This is a genomic window from Vibrio aquaticus (genome assembly GCF_003970385.1).
Classification (GTDB): domain Bacteria; phylum Pseudomonadota; class Gammaproteobacteria; order Enterobacterales; family Vibrionaceae; genus Vibrio; species Vibrio aquaticus.
Map to the genome: position 1 here is coordinate 524368 of NZ_RXZH01000001.1, position 17054 is coordinate 541421.

Below are 17054 nucleotides of genomic sequence, written 5' to 3' on the forward strand. Positions count from 1 at the left end.
AGAGCCAAGTTTTTATTGAACTTGGCTCTGACAGTTGTTGATGCTAAAGGGGAAAAGACAATGGATAAGGTACGGATTGATATCGTTTCAGATATCGTTTGCCCGTGGTGCATCATCGGCTATAAACGTTTGGAAGCGGCATTAATGACTCTCGCCGACACGGTCAATGCCGACATTCAGTGGCATCCATTTGAGCTTAACCCTGCAATGGGGCCTGAAGGTCAAAACCTACGCGAACACCTTAACGAGAAATACGGCACCACCGATGAAGCCAGCGTTTCAGCAAGACAAACACTCACCACCCTCGGCCAAGAGGTCGGCTTTGAGTTTAACTTCGCAGATGACAGCCGTATCTACAATACTCGCAAAGCGCACCAACTGCTGATGTGGGCATACAGTGAAAACAAGCAATTCGATCTCGAACTTGCGCTGTTTCACGCCTACTTCACCCACGGAAAAGACATTAGCCAAGAGAACATCTTGCTTGAATGTGCGGAACATGTGGGACTTGATTTAGACGTTGCGAGAACCGTCTTGAACGATCCAACCTGGGCCGAGTCGGTCGCCTCAACTGAACAGCAATGGTTGGAAGCTGGGATTAACGCAGTGCCTGCGATCATCATCAATCGCAAACACCTAATTTCCGGCGCGCAAACGTCTGAACTCTTAGTCTCTGCCATCAATAAGATCATCGCAGAACACGCATAAAAGGCGTTGCCCTTAGCGCTGCTCCCAACCTTCCACCTTAGCAAACAAGTTGGATGTCAAAGGTCGGTCAAGCTTTTCAATTCTAAGTGATAACATTTGCGTGAAATTGCGGAGAACTTTATCCTATCCGCACTTTATTCCAATAAGACACAAGGCAAGGTAATGCGCAGTACTTACACTTATCCTATCGGCACTCCTGGCGAGAAATGGGGCGATGCAGAGCGAATCCAATGGCGTGAGCAAACCAGCATCAAACGTGAATATCAACAAGAAGTCGTGCCGAAGATCCAGGCATTAAGCGAAAAATTAAACGTAGAGCAATATGGCGCACTTTCTTATGATGAGTCACGTTTCCCATTATTCTGCATTAAGTCAAAAAATTGGGATGAAGATAAGCCGATTGCTTTAGTCACTGGCGGTGTTCATGGTTACGAAACCAGTGGCGTTCATGGCGCTCTTAAGTTCGCAGCAACCCAAATGGCGCACTACTCACAATACTTCAACCTGGTGATTGCACCTTGTGTCAGCCCTTGGGGTTATGAAACGATTAATCGTTGGAACCCACTAGCATTAGATCCAAACCGCTCGTTCTATAAAGACTCACCAGCGGAAGAGTCAGCGAACCTAATGAAGCTCGTTGCCTCATTCAACAAAGACGTACTAGTACACATTGACCTACATGAAACCACCGATACCGATGAAACGGAGTTCCGCCCTGCTCTAGCCGCACGCGATGGTATCGAGTACATCGAAGGCATGATCCCTGATGGTTTCTACACGGTGGGCGATACCGAAAACCCACAATCAGAGTTTCAAGCCGCGGTGATTGAGTCAGTAAGCAAGGTAACGCACATTGCTCCGGCTGACGAAAAAGGCGAGATTATTGGCTCAGAAGTGGTTCAACATGGCGTGATTAACTACCCAATGGTGAAACTTGGTCTGTGTGGTGGCGTAACAACATGCACTTACGGCACCACCACAGAAGTTTACCCAGACAGCCCGAAAGTGACCGATGAAGAGTGCAACGATGCTCAAGTCGCTGCGATTATCGGTGGTTTAGACTACGTGATTGCGAAAGAGCAACTAAGCAAATAGTCACTGAATAAGTTCATCTAAGTGTTACTCGTTGGTCTGCGCTACGCCCGACTCACGAGTAACACTGCTTAAAGACACCTTTCAATAGTCTGAGTTTCTTCCATTTTTTGCTGAACCTTTGGGCGTTTAGGAATCATCACCGTAAAACGAGCCCCACCCAAATGGCTTTGGTCTACGGAAATCGTCCACTTCAGATTTCTAGCGGCATTACTGGCGATGGCTAGTCCCAAACCAAATCCACCACTATGGGCATTGCGGCTTTTATCCAAACGAGCAAACGCAACGAATATCTCTTGGCGCTTATCTTCTGGAATCCCCTTGCCGTTATCTTCGACATCAATTGTCCAACACGTGGAGTATTCACGCAGCGTCACCTCAACCAGTCCATTGCCGTATCGATCAGCATTCTTGATCAAGTTGTCCAACACCAACTTTGCAAACGCTGGCGTCAGCAATAACTCATCGTTCACAACATCATCTGCAACCACCAGTTTAGCGGTATTTCCTGCCATCATATCGAGTCGGCAGCGGCAGAACTTTCCTAAAGGGACTAATTTTTCAATGGCTTGAGAGCCAACTCCCGTTTTGTCATTGAGTTTAGATAGCTGAAGAATGTCACTGGTGAGATCGGAAATATCTTCAATGTAATCATCGATATCATTAAACAGCTGCTGTTTATTCTGGCAATCGTCTCGTCTCACCAGATCACACGCCATTTGAATCTTACTCAAAGGCGTTCGGATTTCATGAGGAATGGCATGAGAGAATATTTGCCCCTGCTTAACTCGGCGTTCTATATCTTCCGCCATCTCATTAAAGCTTTGCGCGATCTCTTTGATTGGAGAAATGTGGTAATCCTCCGCCCGAGCGCTTAAATCCCCTCGACCAAAACGCGCTTGCGTCTCTATCAGTCGATTTACACGTTTATTGACCCGATAAAGAGGCAGATAAATCAAAAGCCCCAACGCAATACTCATGGTAATGAAGAGTGAGATCATAAAGTGGATTTCTTGATCTTTATACCAAGGTGTCAGTGCGTTGTGGGGATCGTCTATTTCTCTGAAAACGAGGTGATAATTGGAGTTTGGGATCGGAGACGCCATCATTAAAAGCTCGTCTTCATCCATATAGACTCTGGCACCCTGAGAACTGATATGGAGCGTGCAATGAATGCAAAGAGGCTGCTCTTCATCCCACCCTTTCAGTAGTGACAGCTTGTAGTCGTAGAACGTCAGCTCCCCCATCCGATTGAGCCGTTCATAGAGGCCATGGCGATCGTAACGACTCTCGACATAACGCTGGGCGTGGTGCATCCCATCATCAACAAACACATCCAGATCGGCGGTTCGTATATATCCCATACCAAAATGCATGAAAATGGCGAACGTCACTATCATGCCCAGTAAGCTCTCAATGTATAAACAGGTAAACATTGAGCGTGGTTTAGACGTTATTGGCATGCGCTGCTGCTCACCAGTTTGTAACCTTGATTACGAATCGTCTTAATCGTTGCACTATATACTTCTGCTTGAATCAGTTTTTTTCGTAAACCTGAAACTCGCATATCGATTGACCGATTATTGGCGTTGTACTCTATACCTCTGGCCAAGCGACAACAGTGATCCCGTGACACGGTTTCACCTACGTTTTCAATAAGCAGTTGTAAGATTTCGAACTCAGAGTTAGTAAGATTCAGCGGCTTATGATCATAGTAGGCCGTTTGGCTTTGTGCGTTAACAACGATGCCATGAGCATCAGAAACGTAGTTAGTCTGTTCTCGTTTCTGTTGGCGTTGATAGCGGCGTAATAAGGCTTCTATCCTCGCTACCAAAATATGGCCTCTAACGGGTTTCGTTACATAATCATCAGCACCAAACTTGAATAAGCTGACTTCACTCATCTCATCTTCGGCTGCCGTCAAAATCATGATCATTCCTGAGTAAAACTCACGTGCTTCACTGCATATTTCAGCCCCTGATTTCCCTGGCAACATTAAGTCTAGAAGTACAAGGTCTGGCTCAAATTCTCTAATTTTATCAATCGCTTTCACGCCATCCTCAATGACCTCAACATGATAACCTTCAGCGGTTAAATACATCTGAGTTAGTTGAGAAATATCACGGTCATCTTCAATTAATAAAATCTTCGAATTCATCTACACGCACGCCATTTATAAATTTTCGCGCAGTATAAAGCAAACGTTTCGCTCTTCAAGGCGACCTATAAAGATGACAAATGATTAGAGTAAGAAATACCTTACAACAACAGCCTTAATGGTCACATCAATGTAAACGATTACAGCACTAGGAACTGTATGAAGAACTGTAAGGCCAAAAATACGCACTGCTTGAGTCAAGAAATGATCAGTTATGACAAATTAAGTCTCATGATGAATTCAATGATAACAATTAGGTTACAGAATCAACAAAAGCCCAACCCAAAATAGCGCTTGTAAACCTTGATATACACCGCGACCTCTCATTTATGAGACACCAAAATCACCACGAGATCAGGGGATTGCTTACATAGGCTTACAAACCACACCCTTACAGAATAACATGCCAATTAAAGCCCATGAGTTTGCTTTGTTCTCTATCCATTCCAGTACCAAATCTAGGTTTTCACCAACAAACTGGACCGGTTTTCGTTAAATTAATGTAAAGCTGCTAGCCGTCCACGCTTACATTCCCCCGTTTAAAATCAATGCGCATAACGTTGCTTACTTATCTTTTATATTTATCTGTTTACCATGCGCTCCAGTTCTTCTTCGAAATCAATAACGGGTATTTGCGTATGAAACTGTCCTCTTCTGTTCTTCTATTCTCTTCTGTTTTTTCTGCAGGTGCGCTAGCGAGCGTAGAAAGCCAAATCACGGATATTGTGGCCACCTGGTTCGATGTCGAGGTGAAACAAGTAAAAAGCCTAGCGGTTCGTGCCACCTTTGATTGTGACTTTTATACGGGGACTCCAACCATCAATACGACGGATGGTTCTTCAAGCTTTGGCGACCATTACTTTCTGCATAAAGATGGTCAAGTAGAAGCGATCGACATACCGAGTACCAATCAGCCACTGCCTGACATTACTCATTGCATCAAAAGAGACTTCATTGTTTCTAACACCGAGGAAGCTGAGATTTTGCTTGAAGCACTTGGTGATATCTTCTTTGCTATGGGTTCATCATTCAATGAAGTTGAGCCGCATGTCGTAAAGAAAGAGACGCATTGGGAACTTATCAATGACAAGTTTTTCGAAGACTTCTCAGGTTTTGTAGTGAAAACAGCACCCGATGGCACAGTGAAGTCGGTTTCTTACTCACTGCAACTTAAAGGTCAGTAACCATGCTTAAGCTTAGAGTCCTCACTCTCTCACTCCTGGTCGCCCTTTTGTCGGCATGTGGTGGTGATAAATCATCAACGTCAGACAACCAAACTCAAAGCAAGAACGTATCACTGCCAATTATTGCCAATTCAGCTCTTGGCTCGGTGGTTATGTCCAATACTGTCCCTGAACAATTTAAAGTAGATGGCATCGAAACCTACGTAAAAATCACACCTAAGTCGAACAGCGTGACTCGCTCAAGTCGTAATGCGTCGAACGCAGCTGCAATCCATATCATTGCCACTGATGACGGTGTCAGTAATGAAAAGGTGCGTCGAGCTGTTTCAATCCTACAGCACTTTCTGACCAACAAAGCCGGCAGCCAATATGGTGCAGATAAGAGCTCAATGGCAGAAAGTATGGCATCGCGCAATGCAACGCTGATCTTAACCGCAGACGATGACCAAAATCAGCTTGTTTCAACGCGTTTGTATGCCAAAGAAGCCGCTCGCCAAGGCAAACTCGAAACCTGGATTAACGCCTCTTCAGCCAGCACATTAGCAGGGCTAAACTTCGACAGTGCCGATGCCTTTGTCGAGTCGTTGCTTGAGTACGCTGATAAGCAAAGTGAGGCCGATTTTGAAGCGGTGGTAGAGGGCTTAATCGGAGGCATTGTGACTAGCACTCAAACCTCGCAGTGGCTGCTTAACAGTCAATCTTTAATGTATCGTGAACTCTCTTTAGAGGGCGATTGCCACTACATGAGCAACTACGCGAGCTACTGTCCTGATCTTGGCACTCATGCCGATCGCGACGCAGCATTTGAAGAGATTTTGCACATCACTCAAGCTCAAGGTATTGCGCCAAACACTCAAAATGGTTTTCAAACTCTCCAACAGCAAATTGATGTTCGAGCACTGGCGATCTATGACGATCATAAGTTGGGTAATCCTGCCGTTTGGCAACCAACGCCGACAAGTTGGGATGATTGGAAAGACGACGATTTCAATCCAGATATCGGCACTTCTTATTCGCATGAATACTTTGCAGCAGCCTTTGAAGCTTATATGGGCGTAGCAAAGCACAACGGCCATGGCTTAGACGGCTATCAAGCATTAACTCGCACAGCAATGGCGAGCCAAGATGCAGAGGCAAAGCAATGGATTGAAGCGCTATTCCATGAGTATCTTCAATACACGGCTCGTATCGATTCTGCTGGCGTCGTGACTTACTTCGACAACACCTACCCTAGTGCTTCAGTCACGCCAACTTTCTTGATGAACAGAGACGATGCGCAATCGCAGGACGGCTACACGTATAAGTCTCAGTGGTTACTGAACGTTGAAATTATTGGCGACAAGGCCATCGACCTTTCAGCCAATGACGAAGACAACGTGATAAAAGGCAATTCAGCCAACAACAAGATTTTTGGTAAGGGCGGTATTGATACTTACCTTATTGATAACAAGTACGCTGAATGCACACTCACGACAACGAAATATGGTGCGATTGTAGACTGCCCTTCAAGCGGCACAGATGAACTTGTCCACATTGAGAAGATCACTTTCTCAGATAAAACCATCACACTCTAATCACTTTTCTCCCAACCACATGGCTGGGAGACCTTTACTGGAAACGACAATGAAAAAGCAAATCACTCTTTTACTTTCTCTTCTGAGCTTAACAGCCTGTGGCAGCCTTGCGATTATGGACAAATCGGAAGCCATTAAAGCACAACCAGAAATGCTGATAAAAACCGATGGCGACCTATGGGGCTTAGGCGGTGACGGTCAATTTACATTAGGCGCAACTTACCAAGGGAAATATTCGCGCGATGCGTCTTCCTCTACTTGGTTTAACACCATTTCGACCAAAGATGGGGAAATGGCCGCTGAAGTGACCAATAAAGAGAGCGGAAAAACCTGGTTACTGAGTTGTAATGGTGGCGGCACATCGTTCAAGTTCAACATGCTTCAGATTGGTGGTAATGCGCCATACACTTGTGCGATATCTTTAGAAGGGGAATCTGCCGGTACATTCGTCCTTGAACGCGACGCTAAGATGATCGACTTCGGCACAGAAGATAAAGAAATGGGCTCTATCGTGATGGGTGAACAACGTTTTGATGTCGAAACCGTTCACACAGGTTCAGGGTTAATGATGCCGCTGGAAAAAGCATTGGGTTACCGCTTTACGCTAAACGGACAAGAAGTTGCAGCCGTTCAAACCAACGGTGTTCTAACCGTGCAATGGCTTCCTGAAATGACCCCGCAACAACGTGACGTACTCGCCGTTGGCGCAATTGCAAGTGCGTTAAGCTGGCGACCAGAAGAGTAAAAACACGCACAAAAAAAGCGCATACTTTGCGCTTTTTTCTTTTCTCAATGTCGCCTAAAACGCCTTTAACATCTCAGAGCGATACTCTGTTATATCCAACGTCACACTATATTCCTCAGTCAAGCTATCGAGTTTTTCTTGCGCCTTATTTAAGCTGTCCATCGTGATGGTGTTGTCGTCTAATTGCCAGAGTTGGCGTGAACCGTCGTAACTGAATTGAAGCGCTAACATCGCGTCAACATTGCCTTTTTCTGCCGCCGCATCCAAGGCTCTTTTCTTTCGATAGATAAGGTTTAACGCCTGCTTAAGATCCCACACATAGGCGACTTCACGCATCTTCGGGTGAGTTTTCAGCTTCACTAGGGTCATCGCTAACCCAATGGCACTCACGACAACACCCAGTAAATTCCAATGGAAATGAGAACCTGTCTCTGACGGGAAAAGGAAAATCAGCGTTTGGGAAATGGCTAAGCTAGAGGCAGCTAACACAGCGATACACGTAACAATCACCACGTTAAGGCGTGAGCGATACAACTTTTTGTCGATTTTCTGTAGTTTCATCAAGAGTCCATTGAATTGGTATTGCTAGCATCGGCTTGAGACGCATAAGTGATTCGCCGATTATACATTCTGGGCTCGTTGGTATCTTGCGGAATTTGTTGCAAAGCGTGTGTGACTTCAAGTTAAGAGGACACACCAACAAAATGAGACTGATAATACTTAGGTGTGACCGCTAAACGTTTTTTAAACTGGCGTTGAAAGTGAGCTTGGTCAGAGAAACCTAAATTATGTGCCACGTCAGAAAGTGAATCACCGGCTTTCAACATCACTTTCGAGCGTTTAATCTTTTCATCCATCAGATACGCGTACGGCGGCAACCCGTATTGATTTTTGAAAGCGCGAAGCAGTTGATAACGGCTCATGCCTGCTTCTTCCGCTAAACTCTCCAATTCATGGTGATGAGCCACTTCATCAAGGAGCTTTTCTCGAATGCGTTTGATCGGTTCATCATGTTGGCGGTGTTTGAACGATGGGCGCGTAATCTGCAAGCTAGATTCAATAAAGCTGTACAGGCAGGTTTCAATATTTAAGTTCGACTCCTCATGCTCTAACGCATTGAACAGAGTAAAGTATTGAGCTTTAAGCGCCTCATTACGTTCAAAGTCCGCATTGAACGCATGATAGTCCATTGGCAAGCGTTGATTGCTCTCACGTAGGATGTCACGTTGTAGCTGGCCCATTTTTAGCGCATCGACAAATAACATGCTGTATGACCACAACCCTTTCTCTGGATTGCAGGAGTGCACATCGGCAGGATTGATGGTGACAAGATCCCCGGCTCCAACCTGATGAGATTGACTTCGATTTTTGTATGCCGCAGTACCTTGAAGGATCACCCCAAAAGAAAACTCATCATGGGAGTGAGCGTCATAACAGGCGCTGCTGCGATTGGCAACACGGAGCTCTATCCACGGTAAAACCAGGTTTTGTTTGAAGCTCGCACTGTTGTCCCTTTTCATACCGACATTCCTTGTCACACCCAAATCATTAAAACCGAGGCTAACAGTATAGTCGCCATAGTGCGGTTAAAAAATCGCTGTTTTCTCGGTTCGCGAAGTTGCTCAGTAAATAAACTGCCAACTAACGCCCATAAGCCGACCCCAAGCAAGCAGGCAATAAGTGACACAAGTGTGTACATCCATAACCAGACGTGCTGTTCACTTTGCCCAATCACATACAGGCTCACCCCAGACATCGCGACTAACCAAGCTTTAGGATTTAACAGTTGAACGAGTGCACCGCTCATCCAACTAGAATGGCGATCGCTTTCGACCTCAAGTTGACCAAAAGGTGCAGAATAGATTTTAAACGCGAGATAGCACAAAAAGACACTTCCTACGAACTGCATAGCGAGCTCAACTCTCGGCAGCCACTCAACCAAGCTATTCAGGGTATTGCCAGTAATGAAAACCACCAGCGCATACGCGATAGATGCGCCTAGAACGTGCTGCGCTGCAGTCGACTTGCCAAATTGGGCTGCTGTAGAAGTCGCGATTAGGTTTACCGGACCTGGGGTAACGGCCCCTACGAAGGCAAAGATCACCATTGCCACAAATACACTGTCCATTCCCTTTCCTTATTTTATTTTTTGGTTTCTAGCAATCAAGATAAAGAGGATTGAACAGGCAGTATTGAACGATATTGCGCATTTAGAGCTCTGGAGTTAAAAGTTCCTTTAGGTGCTTTATCTGTTTTACCTTTTGGTCAACGGACACATTCTCACCGCGTGGGTTAAACCAGATAGCTTGAATACCGGCAGCCAACGCGGGCTCTATGTCGTTGAGGTAGGTATCCCCAACCATATAGATCGATTGAGGGTCAGCATTTAACAGCGGGATTATTCGATGAAAAAAGTCTGGTGTGCCTTTTCCGATTCCAAGGTTCGCTCTGCAAAAATACCCCTTTATGAAAGGCGCTAGGCCAACACGTTCAAATGCTAACTTAATGTCGTCTACGGAAGAGTCAGCCGCGTTTGTCGCGACATAAATATCAGACGTAGTGGAAAGTAGTTTCAAAGTTTCTAGCGCGCCGTCCACCGCTTCAACTTTGTCCCAATCGCACATTTTCCCTTCTTGATCTGGGAAATCGACCATTAACGTATTTCCCCAATCAAACAAGTATATTTTTGTCATATTACTTCCTTGTCGTTCGTTTTTTGTTCAGCGCAACTGAATAATAAATACAGAGTCTCTCCTAAACCTAAAGCAACCGCCCTTTATATTGCTCTGGCGTTTGACCTGAATATCGCTTAAACATCGCAATAAATGGACTCGCTTGATTGTAGCCAAGCGTTAATGCCACTTCTTTCACCGACTGACCTTTTCTTAACAGATCCATCGAGTAGAGATAACGCACCCTTAAGCGCCACTCCGTAAAGCTCATCCCGAGTTCAGCTTGGCAATGCCTCGCTAACGTACGCTCCGTGGTATGGACTCGTTCTGCCCACTGAGACAAGCTGGTGTTATCGATTGGGTTCTCTTCTACTGAAGCTAAGATCTTGGCGAGATATTTGTTGTCTGTAGAAGGTAGGAAATGATGCTGTGTATCTCGTGTCGCGAGCTGGTCTAGTAGCACTTGAACCAGTCTTTTGTCTTGTTCACTTTGAGCCACATTGATATCACGCTGACGAAAATCATCAACTATGGCCGAAACAATCGGGGTCACTTTGATTAGACTGGTACAGTCAGGAAAGTGCTGCGTGAGGTTTTGAGCAATATTCAGTGAGCAGTAAGAGAGCGGTTTGCGGTTAAAGCTGGTATGCATGATCCCTGCTGGCACCCAGATCGCTAAATGAGGCGGCGCTAGAAAGCGAGTGTCTTCGGCTTCCATTTCCAAAATTCCACCACTTATTAGCTGAACTTGCCCCCAAGGGTGGCTGTGCATACGCGTTTCAGTATTAGATAGAAACGCCTCAAAATTCATAAACACATCTGATGGTGCTTTATCAATTGATAAGGATGGGTGAAGATGTTTTACCGATTTTCTCAAACTTGTCTTCCTATGACTCGCAATGTCTTTATAGAGATACATACAAGTATATAGACCTGTCAGACTATGTTCTACCCAATTATTGCGATGGTCTTCACATGGTCTATCTACTTCCTTTTTTTACCGTTTGTATATGGGGCGGAAACGCCATCATTAACAAAATGGCGGCCGAGACCATAGAACCGAGTGCAATGAGTTTCTACCGTTGGCTGTTGGCCATTGTCATTCTTACCCCGTTTTGTTTGCCTCGCGTCATCAAAAGTTGGCCAATCATTCGCCCTAACCTAGCCAAGCTTACCTTTCTTGCGCTGCTCGGCATGGTTCTGAACCAATCGCTCTCTTATTATGCGGGCCTTACCACCAGCGCATCTAACATGGCGATGATTACCTCCTTGGTGCCTTTGTTGGCGATTTTTATGAGCGTGCCGCTGCTCGGTAAACCAATTTCTGCGCTCAGCATCGTGGGTGGAATCATTGCCCTATCTGGATTGGCCTTTATGTTAGGAAAAGGAGACGTGGCGTTTTTCCTTCATCAAGATATTACCCCAGGTGATGGCATTATGGTGATTGCGTCAGTGTGTTATGCCGCTTACTGCGTGTTACTCAAACGTTGGAAGATGCCTTTATCAAACTGGACCATGGTCTACATGCAAGGCGCTCTTGCTCTGATCATGCTAACGCCATTGTGGTTAACCAGCGATAACCTTATCCCTAACCAGCAATCCTTACCTTTGATTGCTTACGCTGGATTGGCAGCTTCGATTCTTGCCCCTTGGATGTGGGTTAAGGCCATCGATCTCATTGGTGCCGATTCGAGTGCGATGTTTATGAACCTGATGCCTGTTGTTGCCATCACGCTTGCAGCAACGACCCTTGGCGAAGCCGTTCACGAGTATCATGTTCTTGGAGGCATGTTAGTGATATCTGGTGTGATTTTGTCGCAAGTAAAACAGCCAAAAAAACAAGTTACACCACTTCCACCGTTAGACAACGCTGAAAAGCCTTAAGGATTGACTAAAAAACAAAAAGCCCAGAAAAGGGCTTTTGTTTTTCTAGCGTTCGTTGAGCTTAGCTGATCACTTCAACGTCGGTAAGTGGCGTACTGCAACAGGCGAGAACCACGCCCATATTACGTTCGTGATCTTGTAAAGCAGGCACGTCCGGTTGCGTCACTTTGCCTGATTCCACCGTTACCTTACATGCTCCACATAGGCCAGCACGACAGCTGTTAGCAATAGAGACACCCGCATCTTCCGCTTGCTCTAATAAGGTCTTCTGGTTGTCACCAGTAAACACCTGGCCATTCACACTCACTGTGACTTCCTTCAGAGGTGCTTGTGATGGTTGACTCACGCCAAACGCTTCTTGGTGATAATGCGCTTCTGGTAGACCTTTTTTCAGTAACAAGTTTTTCGCTTTCTGCATGAAGCCATCAGGGCCACACACAAAGACCTGACGCTGCTCTACATCTTTGATTTGCTTAAGATGGGCCAGAGAAAAACGTCCTTTTAGACCAAACCAATCTATTGGTGCTTGCGAAAGTGAAATCAATACCTGTAAGCCAGGGTGTTGGCGACGAAGCTCATTAAGTTCATCTTGGCATGGGATATCTTCTTTGCTGCGGCATTGATGATAGAAAACAACGTCATTGACTTGATTGTGGTCCACCAAGTATCGCAGCATAGAAAGCATTGGCGTGACACCACTACCTGCTGACAACAACAATAGCGGTTGATCATGTTTATCACCAAGATGGAAGCTGCCATCCGGTTGTTCACAAACAAGCTCATCACCAATATGAAGATGATCGGCTAACCAATTCGACACTCGACCACCATCAATACGCTTCACAGAAATGGCTAAACGGCCAGGACGAGATGGGCTTGAAGATAAAGTATAGCGGCGACCAATCGACTCACCATTCACGGAAATCGTAATTGGCAAGTGTTGGCCCGGTTGATAAACCGGAACTTCTCCATGCTCTGGCTCTAACCAGAAAGTAATAAAATCACGTGCAATCTCTTCTCGCTCTACGCACGTCATGGTGAGTAGCGATTTGCGGTTATCTGGATAAACCTCTTTATCCTTGTACTCTAATACTTCGATAGGAGAGTTCTGGTTGATCACGCCTTCATTCAACGCCACCAAGTTTTGGCCAAAGAATACGCCGCCACGCTCATTGGCTCTGAATTTTGACAGGGTGTTTAACGGCTCTTTGCTTGGTCTAAACGCCCCTTTATCAACATCAACTGTAGTGAGAATACAGCGCTCACAAGGCTTCACCGCCTCAAACTCAACCTCGCCAATTCGAATGCGTTTCCAGCTGTCTTCTGCGAACGGCTCAGTGCCCGAAACCACCAAGTTGGTACGGAATTGATCCATAGTATGGGTTTCTGGGCTGCTTCGATTGAGCTCTTCCAAAGACGCTTCACTGATCACCAATATCGGGTAACCATCAGCGAAGCTGACATTGTGACCAAGCTTTTCACGAACACGATTAGATTGCTCACCAGTAAACAGTAACTCGACTCGTTGACCAAGCACTTGGCTAAACCAATCATCCGCTTCGTCTGTCGTTGTGTAAGCGGTGAAGTTGTCTTTCCACACCTGAGCTGGCGCTTCTTGCATTTTGAAGTCGTTGTAACGAATACGCAGAGCCGACTGGCCTTCAGCCGTAAAAATCACACCATCAGGCGTTAAACTGGATTGCACCTTAACCATTTGCGGGTATTTACGCGCAGTGACCATCGAACCGTCTGCAAAAGCAAGCATGAAACGGCGATCAAACATAAGTCCCTGCTTTTCAACCCAAGACGTGGATAAAGAAAGACCACCGACCGATTTTACCGGAAAGACATTGATTTGGGAGAGAGTTGGCGCTGACATTGCTAATCCTAAGCGAGAGTTATTATGCGGTTATTATACTCATCTCGGTTCCTCTGTCTTGGCTAACATCACCAACAACATGATGAGATTCACGTCTCATTTTTGATATTTATTCAACGTAAGTGTCGGAAAAGCCTGATTTGTCTGATTAAGTAGTGATCCACGTTGGAAAATGGAAATTCGACCATCATAATATTCGTCAAATAAACGACAGTATTCTGAATTCCGTCACTAAGGAGTAATTTATGAACAAGCTGGTAATGATCTTACTATGTATCTTCCTACCACCTCTTGCAGTATTCATTGATAAAGGTCTTAACAAAGATTTCGTTATCAACCTAATCCTGACCTTCTTCTTCTTCCTTCCAGGAAGCATTCACGCGCTTTGGTTGACTCTAAAATAAGCGTTCGTGATTGCCTATGATTTAGGCAACTGATTGCTCTCACCAAAAAAGAGGATGAAATAGTAAGCTGATTGCTCTATCATCCTGTCGCCTAAACGTAAGCGTTTGCTTTTGCAAATTTCGCTTGGTTTAGGCTCCAATCAGACAACTCTAAATATGGTGGGAGCACAAATGACAACACTTACGATCACACGTCCTGACGACTGGCACGTTCACCTCCGCGATGGCGAAGTGCTAAAGGATACCGTGCGAGACATTAGCCGCTACAACGGTCGCGCGCTAATCATGCCAAATACTGTCCCACCTGTTACCAACACCGAAATGGCACTGGCTTACCGTGAGCGCATCATGGCTGAGAAACCAAGTGAGCAATTCGAGCCTCTAATGGCACTGTACCTAACAGACAACACAACCCCTGACGAGATCCGTAAAGCGAAAGAATCTGGCGCTGTCGTTGCTGCAAAGCTTTACCCGGCTGGCGCAACAACAAACTCTGACTCAGGCGTAACGTGTGCAAAAAACATCTACCATGTTCTAGAAGCGATGGAAGAAGTGGGCATGCTGCTATTGGTTCACGGTGAAGTGACTCACAACCACGTTGACATTTTTGACCGTGAGAAAGAGTTTCTTGAAACAGTTTTAGCGCCAATCGTAAACGACTTCCCTAACTTGAAGATCGTTCTTGAGCACATCACAACGGCTGACGCAGCGAACTTTGTGAAAAACGCTAACGAGAACGTAGCGGCAACAATTACCGCTCACCACCTACTTTACAACCGCAACCACATGCTTGTGGGCGGTATTAAGCCTCACTTCTACTGTCTGCCTATCCTTAAGCGAAACACGCACCAACAAGCGCTGATTGAAGCGGCTACAAGCGGCAGCAAGAAGTTCTTCTTAGGTACTGACTCAGCGCCGCACGCGAAAGGCATGAAAGAAGCGGCTTGTGGCTGTGCAGGTTCTTACACTGCGCACGCTGCACTAGAACTGTACACAGAAGTGTTTGAGCAAGAAGATAAGCTTGAAAACCTAGAAGCTTTCGCAAGCCACAACGGCCCTGACTTCTACGGTGTTCCACGTAACACTGACACTGTTACGCTAACGAAAGAAGAGTGGCCAGTGGCTGACTCAATGCCGTTTGGTAATGACATCGTTGTGCCAATTCGTGCAGGTGAAAACATTGGTTGGACAGTAAAATAACGTCACCTATCAACCGAATAAATCGTCGCGTTAACAGATGAATGAAAGAGCCCTCATAATTGAGGGCTCTTTGTTATTTGCTTGTCGAGAGTGCCAACAGTAACGCTTCACACTCTTGTTGCTGCATATAACGCGGCACAGGATAATTCCATCTTGCTTCGTACAGAGATTGTTTCGCAAGTTCGCTAATGTGCTCATGAATAATATTGTCGAACGAATCAGGTAGCCCGAGCTTTTGTTGTAGCCCTCTCACATAGTCGATAAAAGCTTGCGCTTTAATTGAATCTGAAACAAGAGGGTTGGTTAACTCTAACGATGTCGCTAGCTCAGCCAACCTCTCTTTTGCCTCGACTTTAGAAAACTCTAAAACATGGGGCAGTACCACGGCATTAGCAAGACCATGAGGCGTACCGTATTTCGCCCCCAGGGTATGAGCAATGGCGTGAACATACCCTAAGCTCGCCTTGGTAAAAGCAAGCCCAGCATAATAAGAGGCAAGTGCCATATTTTGTCTTGCTGTCGCGTTTTGACCAAAGTTCACCGCTTTTTCTAGATTCTCATCGATCAGAGTAATCGCCGCCAAAGCATAACGATCCGTTTCAGCACATGCATTGCCGGATATATAAGCTTCAACTGCGTGTGTAAGGGCATCCATCCCGGTCTGAGCGGTAATGTGTGCAGGCAGCGCTAACATCAAGCTAGGATCCAGTGCAGCCGCAATCGGCACGAGTTTAGGATCCATTACTGGCGTTTTTTTATGAGTTTTTGGATCCGAGACCACGGCGGCAACCGTCACTTCCGAACCAGTACCAGATGTGGTAGGCAGAACAAAGGTGGGCGCTGGCGCTTTCCAGACTCTGAGTAAACCGACCAATTTCCTGACTGGTTTTTTGTTCGTCGCGCATGCGGCTATTAATTTGGCACAATCAATAGGTGAGCCGCCACCAATAGCGACTACACCTTTACATTGATGTTTATGATAGAGAGACAGGCCTGAATCTACTTGGTCATAAGTCGGGTCTGGAAGCACACCACTGTAGACTTCGCAGTGAACCCCGGCTCGCTCAAATTCAAACACCAAGCGCTTTACAAAACCTAGCTTAACAATACCTTCGTCGGTGACCACCAGCACTTTGCTGATCCCCATAATAGAGACACTATGACAAAGCTGCTTTAATGAATCTTTACCAATAAAAAGAGTTGGTTTAGAAATCGGTAGCACTTTTGCTGCAATCTTTAGCACCACCATATAAAGCCGATGAAGCCAGTAATAGAGCCTTTGTTCCATCATAAGTCTCTGTTTGATTGAGAGGGATACTGTTAGCCTAGCTATAACAACGAGTTATCTCTAGTTTAGAGCTCAAACTTTTCCATAAATTTTCATGATTTAACTAAAACTGACCAAGTAGGCGCGTTAACCACGTAATCTCACCAAAAGCAATGAGATCATAGACCGTAAAAAAGATTACGCAGATAACTGCTAGTTTCAAAAGTCGATAAATAATAAACATCACTCATTCCCTACAATAAAAATCACAAAAACAAAAAGCCGCA

Annotated in this window: 17 protein-coding genes; 8 read left to right on the top strand and 9 right to left on the bottom strand. The window is 45.6% G+C overall.

Annotated features, from left to right (window positions below):
- The first annotated feature begins 60 nt into the window (after positions 1–60).
- Together EJ063_RS02165 and EJ063_RS02170 are read left to right on the top strand one after the other, a co-directional pair.
- On the top strand, positions 61–708 hold the full coding sequence (locus EJ063_RS02165; protein WP_126572365.1) for a DsbA family oxidoreductase: 648 nt from the start codon (positions 61–63) through the stop codon (positions 706–708).
- Positions 709–870: 162 nt separating this feature from the next.
- Complete coding sequence (locus tag EJ063_RS02170) at positions 871–1803, top strand: M14 family metallopeptidase (RefSeq protein ID WP_126572366.1); 933 nt, start codon at positions 871–873, stop codon at positions 1801–1803.
- Positions 1804–1871: 68 nt separating this feature from the next.
- Here the strand turns inward: EJ063_RS02170 and EJ063_RS02175 are convergent, their stop codons facing one another.
- Both EJ063_RS02175 and EJ063_RS02180 read right to left on the bottom strand, forming a co-directional pair.
- Positions 1872–3263 (bottom strand): sensor histidine kinase, encoded by a 1392-nt coding sequence (locus tag EJ063_RS02175; protein ID WP_126572367.1) that lies wholly within the window; start codon positions 3261–3263, stop codon positions 1872–1874.
- Positions 3254–3958: a response regulator transcription factor gene (locus EJ063_RS02180; protein WP_126572368.1), complete on the bottom strand. Its 705-nt coding sequence runs from the start codon at positions 3956–3958 to the stop codon at positions 3254–3256. The genes EJ063_RS02175 and EJ063_RS02180 overlap by 10 nt, the downstream gene beginning before the upstream one ends.
- A gap of 638 nt (positions 3959–4596) precedes the next feature.
- Between EJ063_RS02180 and EJ063_RS02185 the strand changes: the two genes are divergently transcribed.
- From EJ063_RS02185 to EJ063_RS02195, 3 genes are read left to right on the top strand one after another with little or no spacing between them, the layout of a single operon-like run.
- Positions 4597–5142 (top strand): hypothetical protein, encoded by a 546-nt coding sequence (locus tag EJ063_RS02185; protein ID WP_126572369.1) that lies wholly within the window; start codon positions 4597–4599, stop codon positions 5140–5142.
- A gap of 2 nt (positions 5143–5144) precedes the next feature.
- Positions 5145–6716: a hypothetical protein gene (locus tag EJ063_RS02190; protein WP_126572370.1), complete on the top strand. Its 1572-nt coding sequence runs from the start codon at positions 5145–5147 to the stop codon at positions 6714–6716.
- A 49-nt stretch (positions 6717–6765) separates the two neighbouring features.
- Entirely contained in the window at positions 6766–7461 is a 696-nt protein-coding gene (locus EJ063_RS02195; RefSeq protein WP_126572371.1) for a VV20781 family protein, read from the top strand.
- A 54-nt stretch (positions 7462–7515) separates the two neighbouring features.
- Here the strand turns inward: EJ063_RS02195 and EJ063_RS02200 are convergent, their stop codons facing one another.
- From EJ063_RS02200 to EJ063_RS02220, 5 genes are all read right to left on the bottom strand, one after another.
- Positions 7516–8022 carry a DUF3087 domain-containing protein gene (locus tag EJ063_RS02200; RefSeq protein ID WP_126572372.1) on the bottom strand — a complete coding sequence of 169 codons (507 nt, stop codon included), beginning with the start codon at positions 8020–8022 and terminating at the stop codon, positions 7516–7518.
- 122 nt (positions 8023–8144) lie between these two features.
- On the bottom strand, positions 8145–8981 hold the full coding sequence (locus EJ063_RS02205) for an AraC family transcriptional regulator (protein ID WP_126572373.1): 837 nt from the start codon (positions 8979–8981) through the stop codon (positions 8145–8147).
- 14 nt (positions 8982–8995) lie between these two features.
- Positions 8996–9589 carry a LysE family translocator gene (locus EJ063_RS02210; RefSeq protein ID WP_126572374.1) on the bottom strand — a complete coding sequence of 198 codons (594 nt, stop codon included), beginning with the start codon at positions 9587–9589 and terminating at the stop codon, positions 8996–8998.
- Positions 9590–9671: 82 nt separating this feature from the next.
- Entirely contained in the window at positions 9672–10154 is a 483-nt protein-coding gene (locus EJ063_RS02215; protein ID WP_126572375.1) for an HAD family hydrolase, read from the bottom strand.
- 67 nt (positions 10155–10221) lie between these two features.
- Positions 10222–11052, bottom strand: coding sequence for an AraC family transcriptional regulator (locus EJ063_RS02220; protein WP_439333251.1), 831 nt, complete (start codon positions 11050–11052; stop codon positions 10222–10224).
- Positions 11053–11108: 56 nt separating this feature from the next.
- On the opposite strand from EJ063_RS02220, the gene EJ063_RS02225 reads away from it, so the two are divergent.
- Complete coding sequence (locus tag EJ063_RS02225) at positions 11109–12017, top strand: DMT family transporter (RefSeq protein WP_126572377.1); 909 nt, start codon at positions 11109–11111, stop codon at positions 12015–12017.
- A gap of 61 nt (positions 12018–12078) precedes the next feature.
- Here the strand turns inward: EJ063_RS02225 and EJ063_RS02230 are convergent, their stop codons facing one another.
- Complete coding sequence (locus EJ063_RS02230) at positions 12079–13896, bottom strand: hybrid-cluster NAD(P)-dependent oxidoreductase (RefSeq protein ID WP_126572378.1); 1818 nt, start codon at positions 13894–13896, stop codon at positions 12079–12081.
- Between the two features lie 245 nt (positions 13897–14141).
- Between EJ063_RS02230 and EJ063_RS02235 the strand changes: the two genes are divergently transcribed.
- The gene (locus EJ063_RS02235) at positions 14142–14300 is read left to right on the top strand and encodes a YqaE/Pmp3 family membrane protein (protein WP_004411392.1); all 159 of its coding nucleotides are present in this window, start codon (positions 14142–14144) and stop codon (positions 14298–14300) included.
- Between the two features lie 171 nt (positions 14301–14471).
- On the top strand, positions 14472–15500 hold the full coding sequence (gene pyrC, locus EJ063_RS02240; protein ID WP_126572379.1) for a dihydroorotase: 1029 nt from the start codon (positions 14472–14474) through the stop codon (positions 15498–15500).
- Between the two features lie 73 nt (positions 15501–15573).
- Here pyrC and EJ063_RS02245 read toward each other — a convergent pair whose 3' ends face one another.
- Positions 15574–16788, bottom strand: a complete 1215-nt coding sequence (locus EJ063_RS02245) for an iron-containing alcohol dehydrogenase (protein ID WP_126573092.1) — start codon at positions 16786–16788, stop codon at positions 15574–15576.
- Between the last annotated feature and the right edge of the window lie 266 nt (positions 16789–17054).

Excerpts from the sequence above, each read along its gene's own strand:
- EJ063_RS02235 (WP_004411392.1), top strand. The coding sequence starts at position 14,142 with ATGAACAAGCTGGTAATGATCTTACTATGTATCTTCCTACCACCTCTT.
- EJ063_RS02230 (WP_126572378.1), bottom strand. The coding sequence starts at position 13,896 with ATGTCAGCGCCAACTCTCTCCCAAATCAATGTCTTTCCGGTAAAATCG.
- EJ063_RS02210 (WP_126572374.1), bottom strand. The coding sequence starts at position 9,589 with ATGGACAGTGTATTTGTGGCAATGGTGATCTTTGCCTTCGTAGGGGCC.
- EJ063_RS02180 (WP_126572368.1), bottom strand. The coding sequence starts at position 3,958 with ATGAATTCGAAGATTTTATTAATTGAAGATGACCGTGATATTTCTCAA.
- EJ063_RS02170 (WP_126572366.1), top strand. The coding sequence starts at position 871 with ATGCGCAGTACTTACACTTATCCTATCGGCACTCCTGGCGAGAAATGG.
- EJ063_RS02175 (WP_126572367.1), bottom strand. The coding sequence starts at position 3,263 with ATGCCAATAACGTCTAAACCACGCTCAATGTTTACCTGTTTATACATT.
- pyrC (WP_126572379.1), top strand. The coding sequence starts at position 14,472 with ATGACAACACTTACGATCACACGTCCTGACGACTGGCACGTTCACCTC.
- EJ063_RS02215 (WP_126572375.1), bottom strand. The coding sequence starts at position 10,154 with ATGACAAAAATATACTTGTTTGATTGGGGAAATACGTTAATGGTCGAT.
- EJ063_RS02245 (WP_126573092.1), bottom strand. The coding sequence starts at position 16,788 with ATGGAACAAAGGCTCTATTACTGGCTTCATCGGCTTTATATGGTGGTG.
- EJ063_RS02185 (WP_126572369.1), top strand. The coding sequence starts at position 4,597 with ATGAAACTGTCCTCTTCTGTTCTTCTATTCTCTTCTGTTTTTTCTGCA.
- EJ063_RS02220 (WP_439333251.1), bottom strand. The coding sequence starts at position 11,052 with ATGTATCTCTATAAAGACATTGCGAGTCATAGGAAGACAAGTTTGAGA.
- EJ063_RS02190 (WP_126572370.1), top strand. The coding sequence starts at position 5,145 with ATGCTTAAGCTTAGAGTCCTCACTCTCTCACTCCTGGTCGCCCTTTTG.
- EJ063_RS02200 (WP_126572372.1), bottom strand. The coding sequence starts at position 8,022 with ATGAAACTACAGAAAATCGACAAAAAGTTGTATCGCTCACGCCTTAAC.
- EJ063_RS02225 (WP_126572377.1), top strand. The coding sequence starts at position 11,109 with ATGGTCTATCTACTTCCTTTTTTTACCGTTTGTATATGGGGCGGAAAC.
- EJ063_RS02165 (WP_126572365.1), top strand. The coding sequence starts at position 61 with ATGGATAAGGTACGGATTGATATCGTTTCAGATATCGTTTGCCCGTGG.
- EJ063_RS02205 (WP_126572373.1), bottom strand. The coding sequence starts at position 8,981 with ATGAAAAGGGACAACAGTGCGAGCTTCAAACAAAACCTGGTTTTACCG.
- EJ063_RS02195 (WP_126572371.1), top strand. The coding sequence starts at position 6,766 with ATGAAAAAGCAAATCACTCTTTTACTTTCTCTTCTGAGCTTAACAGCC.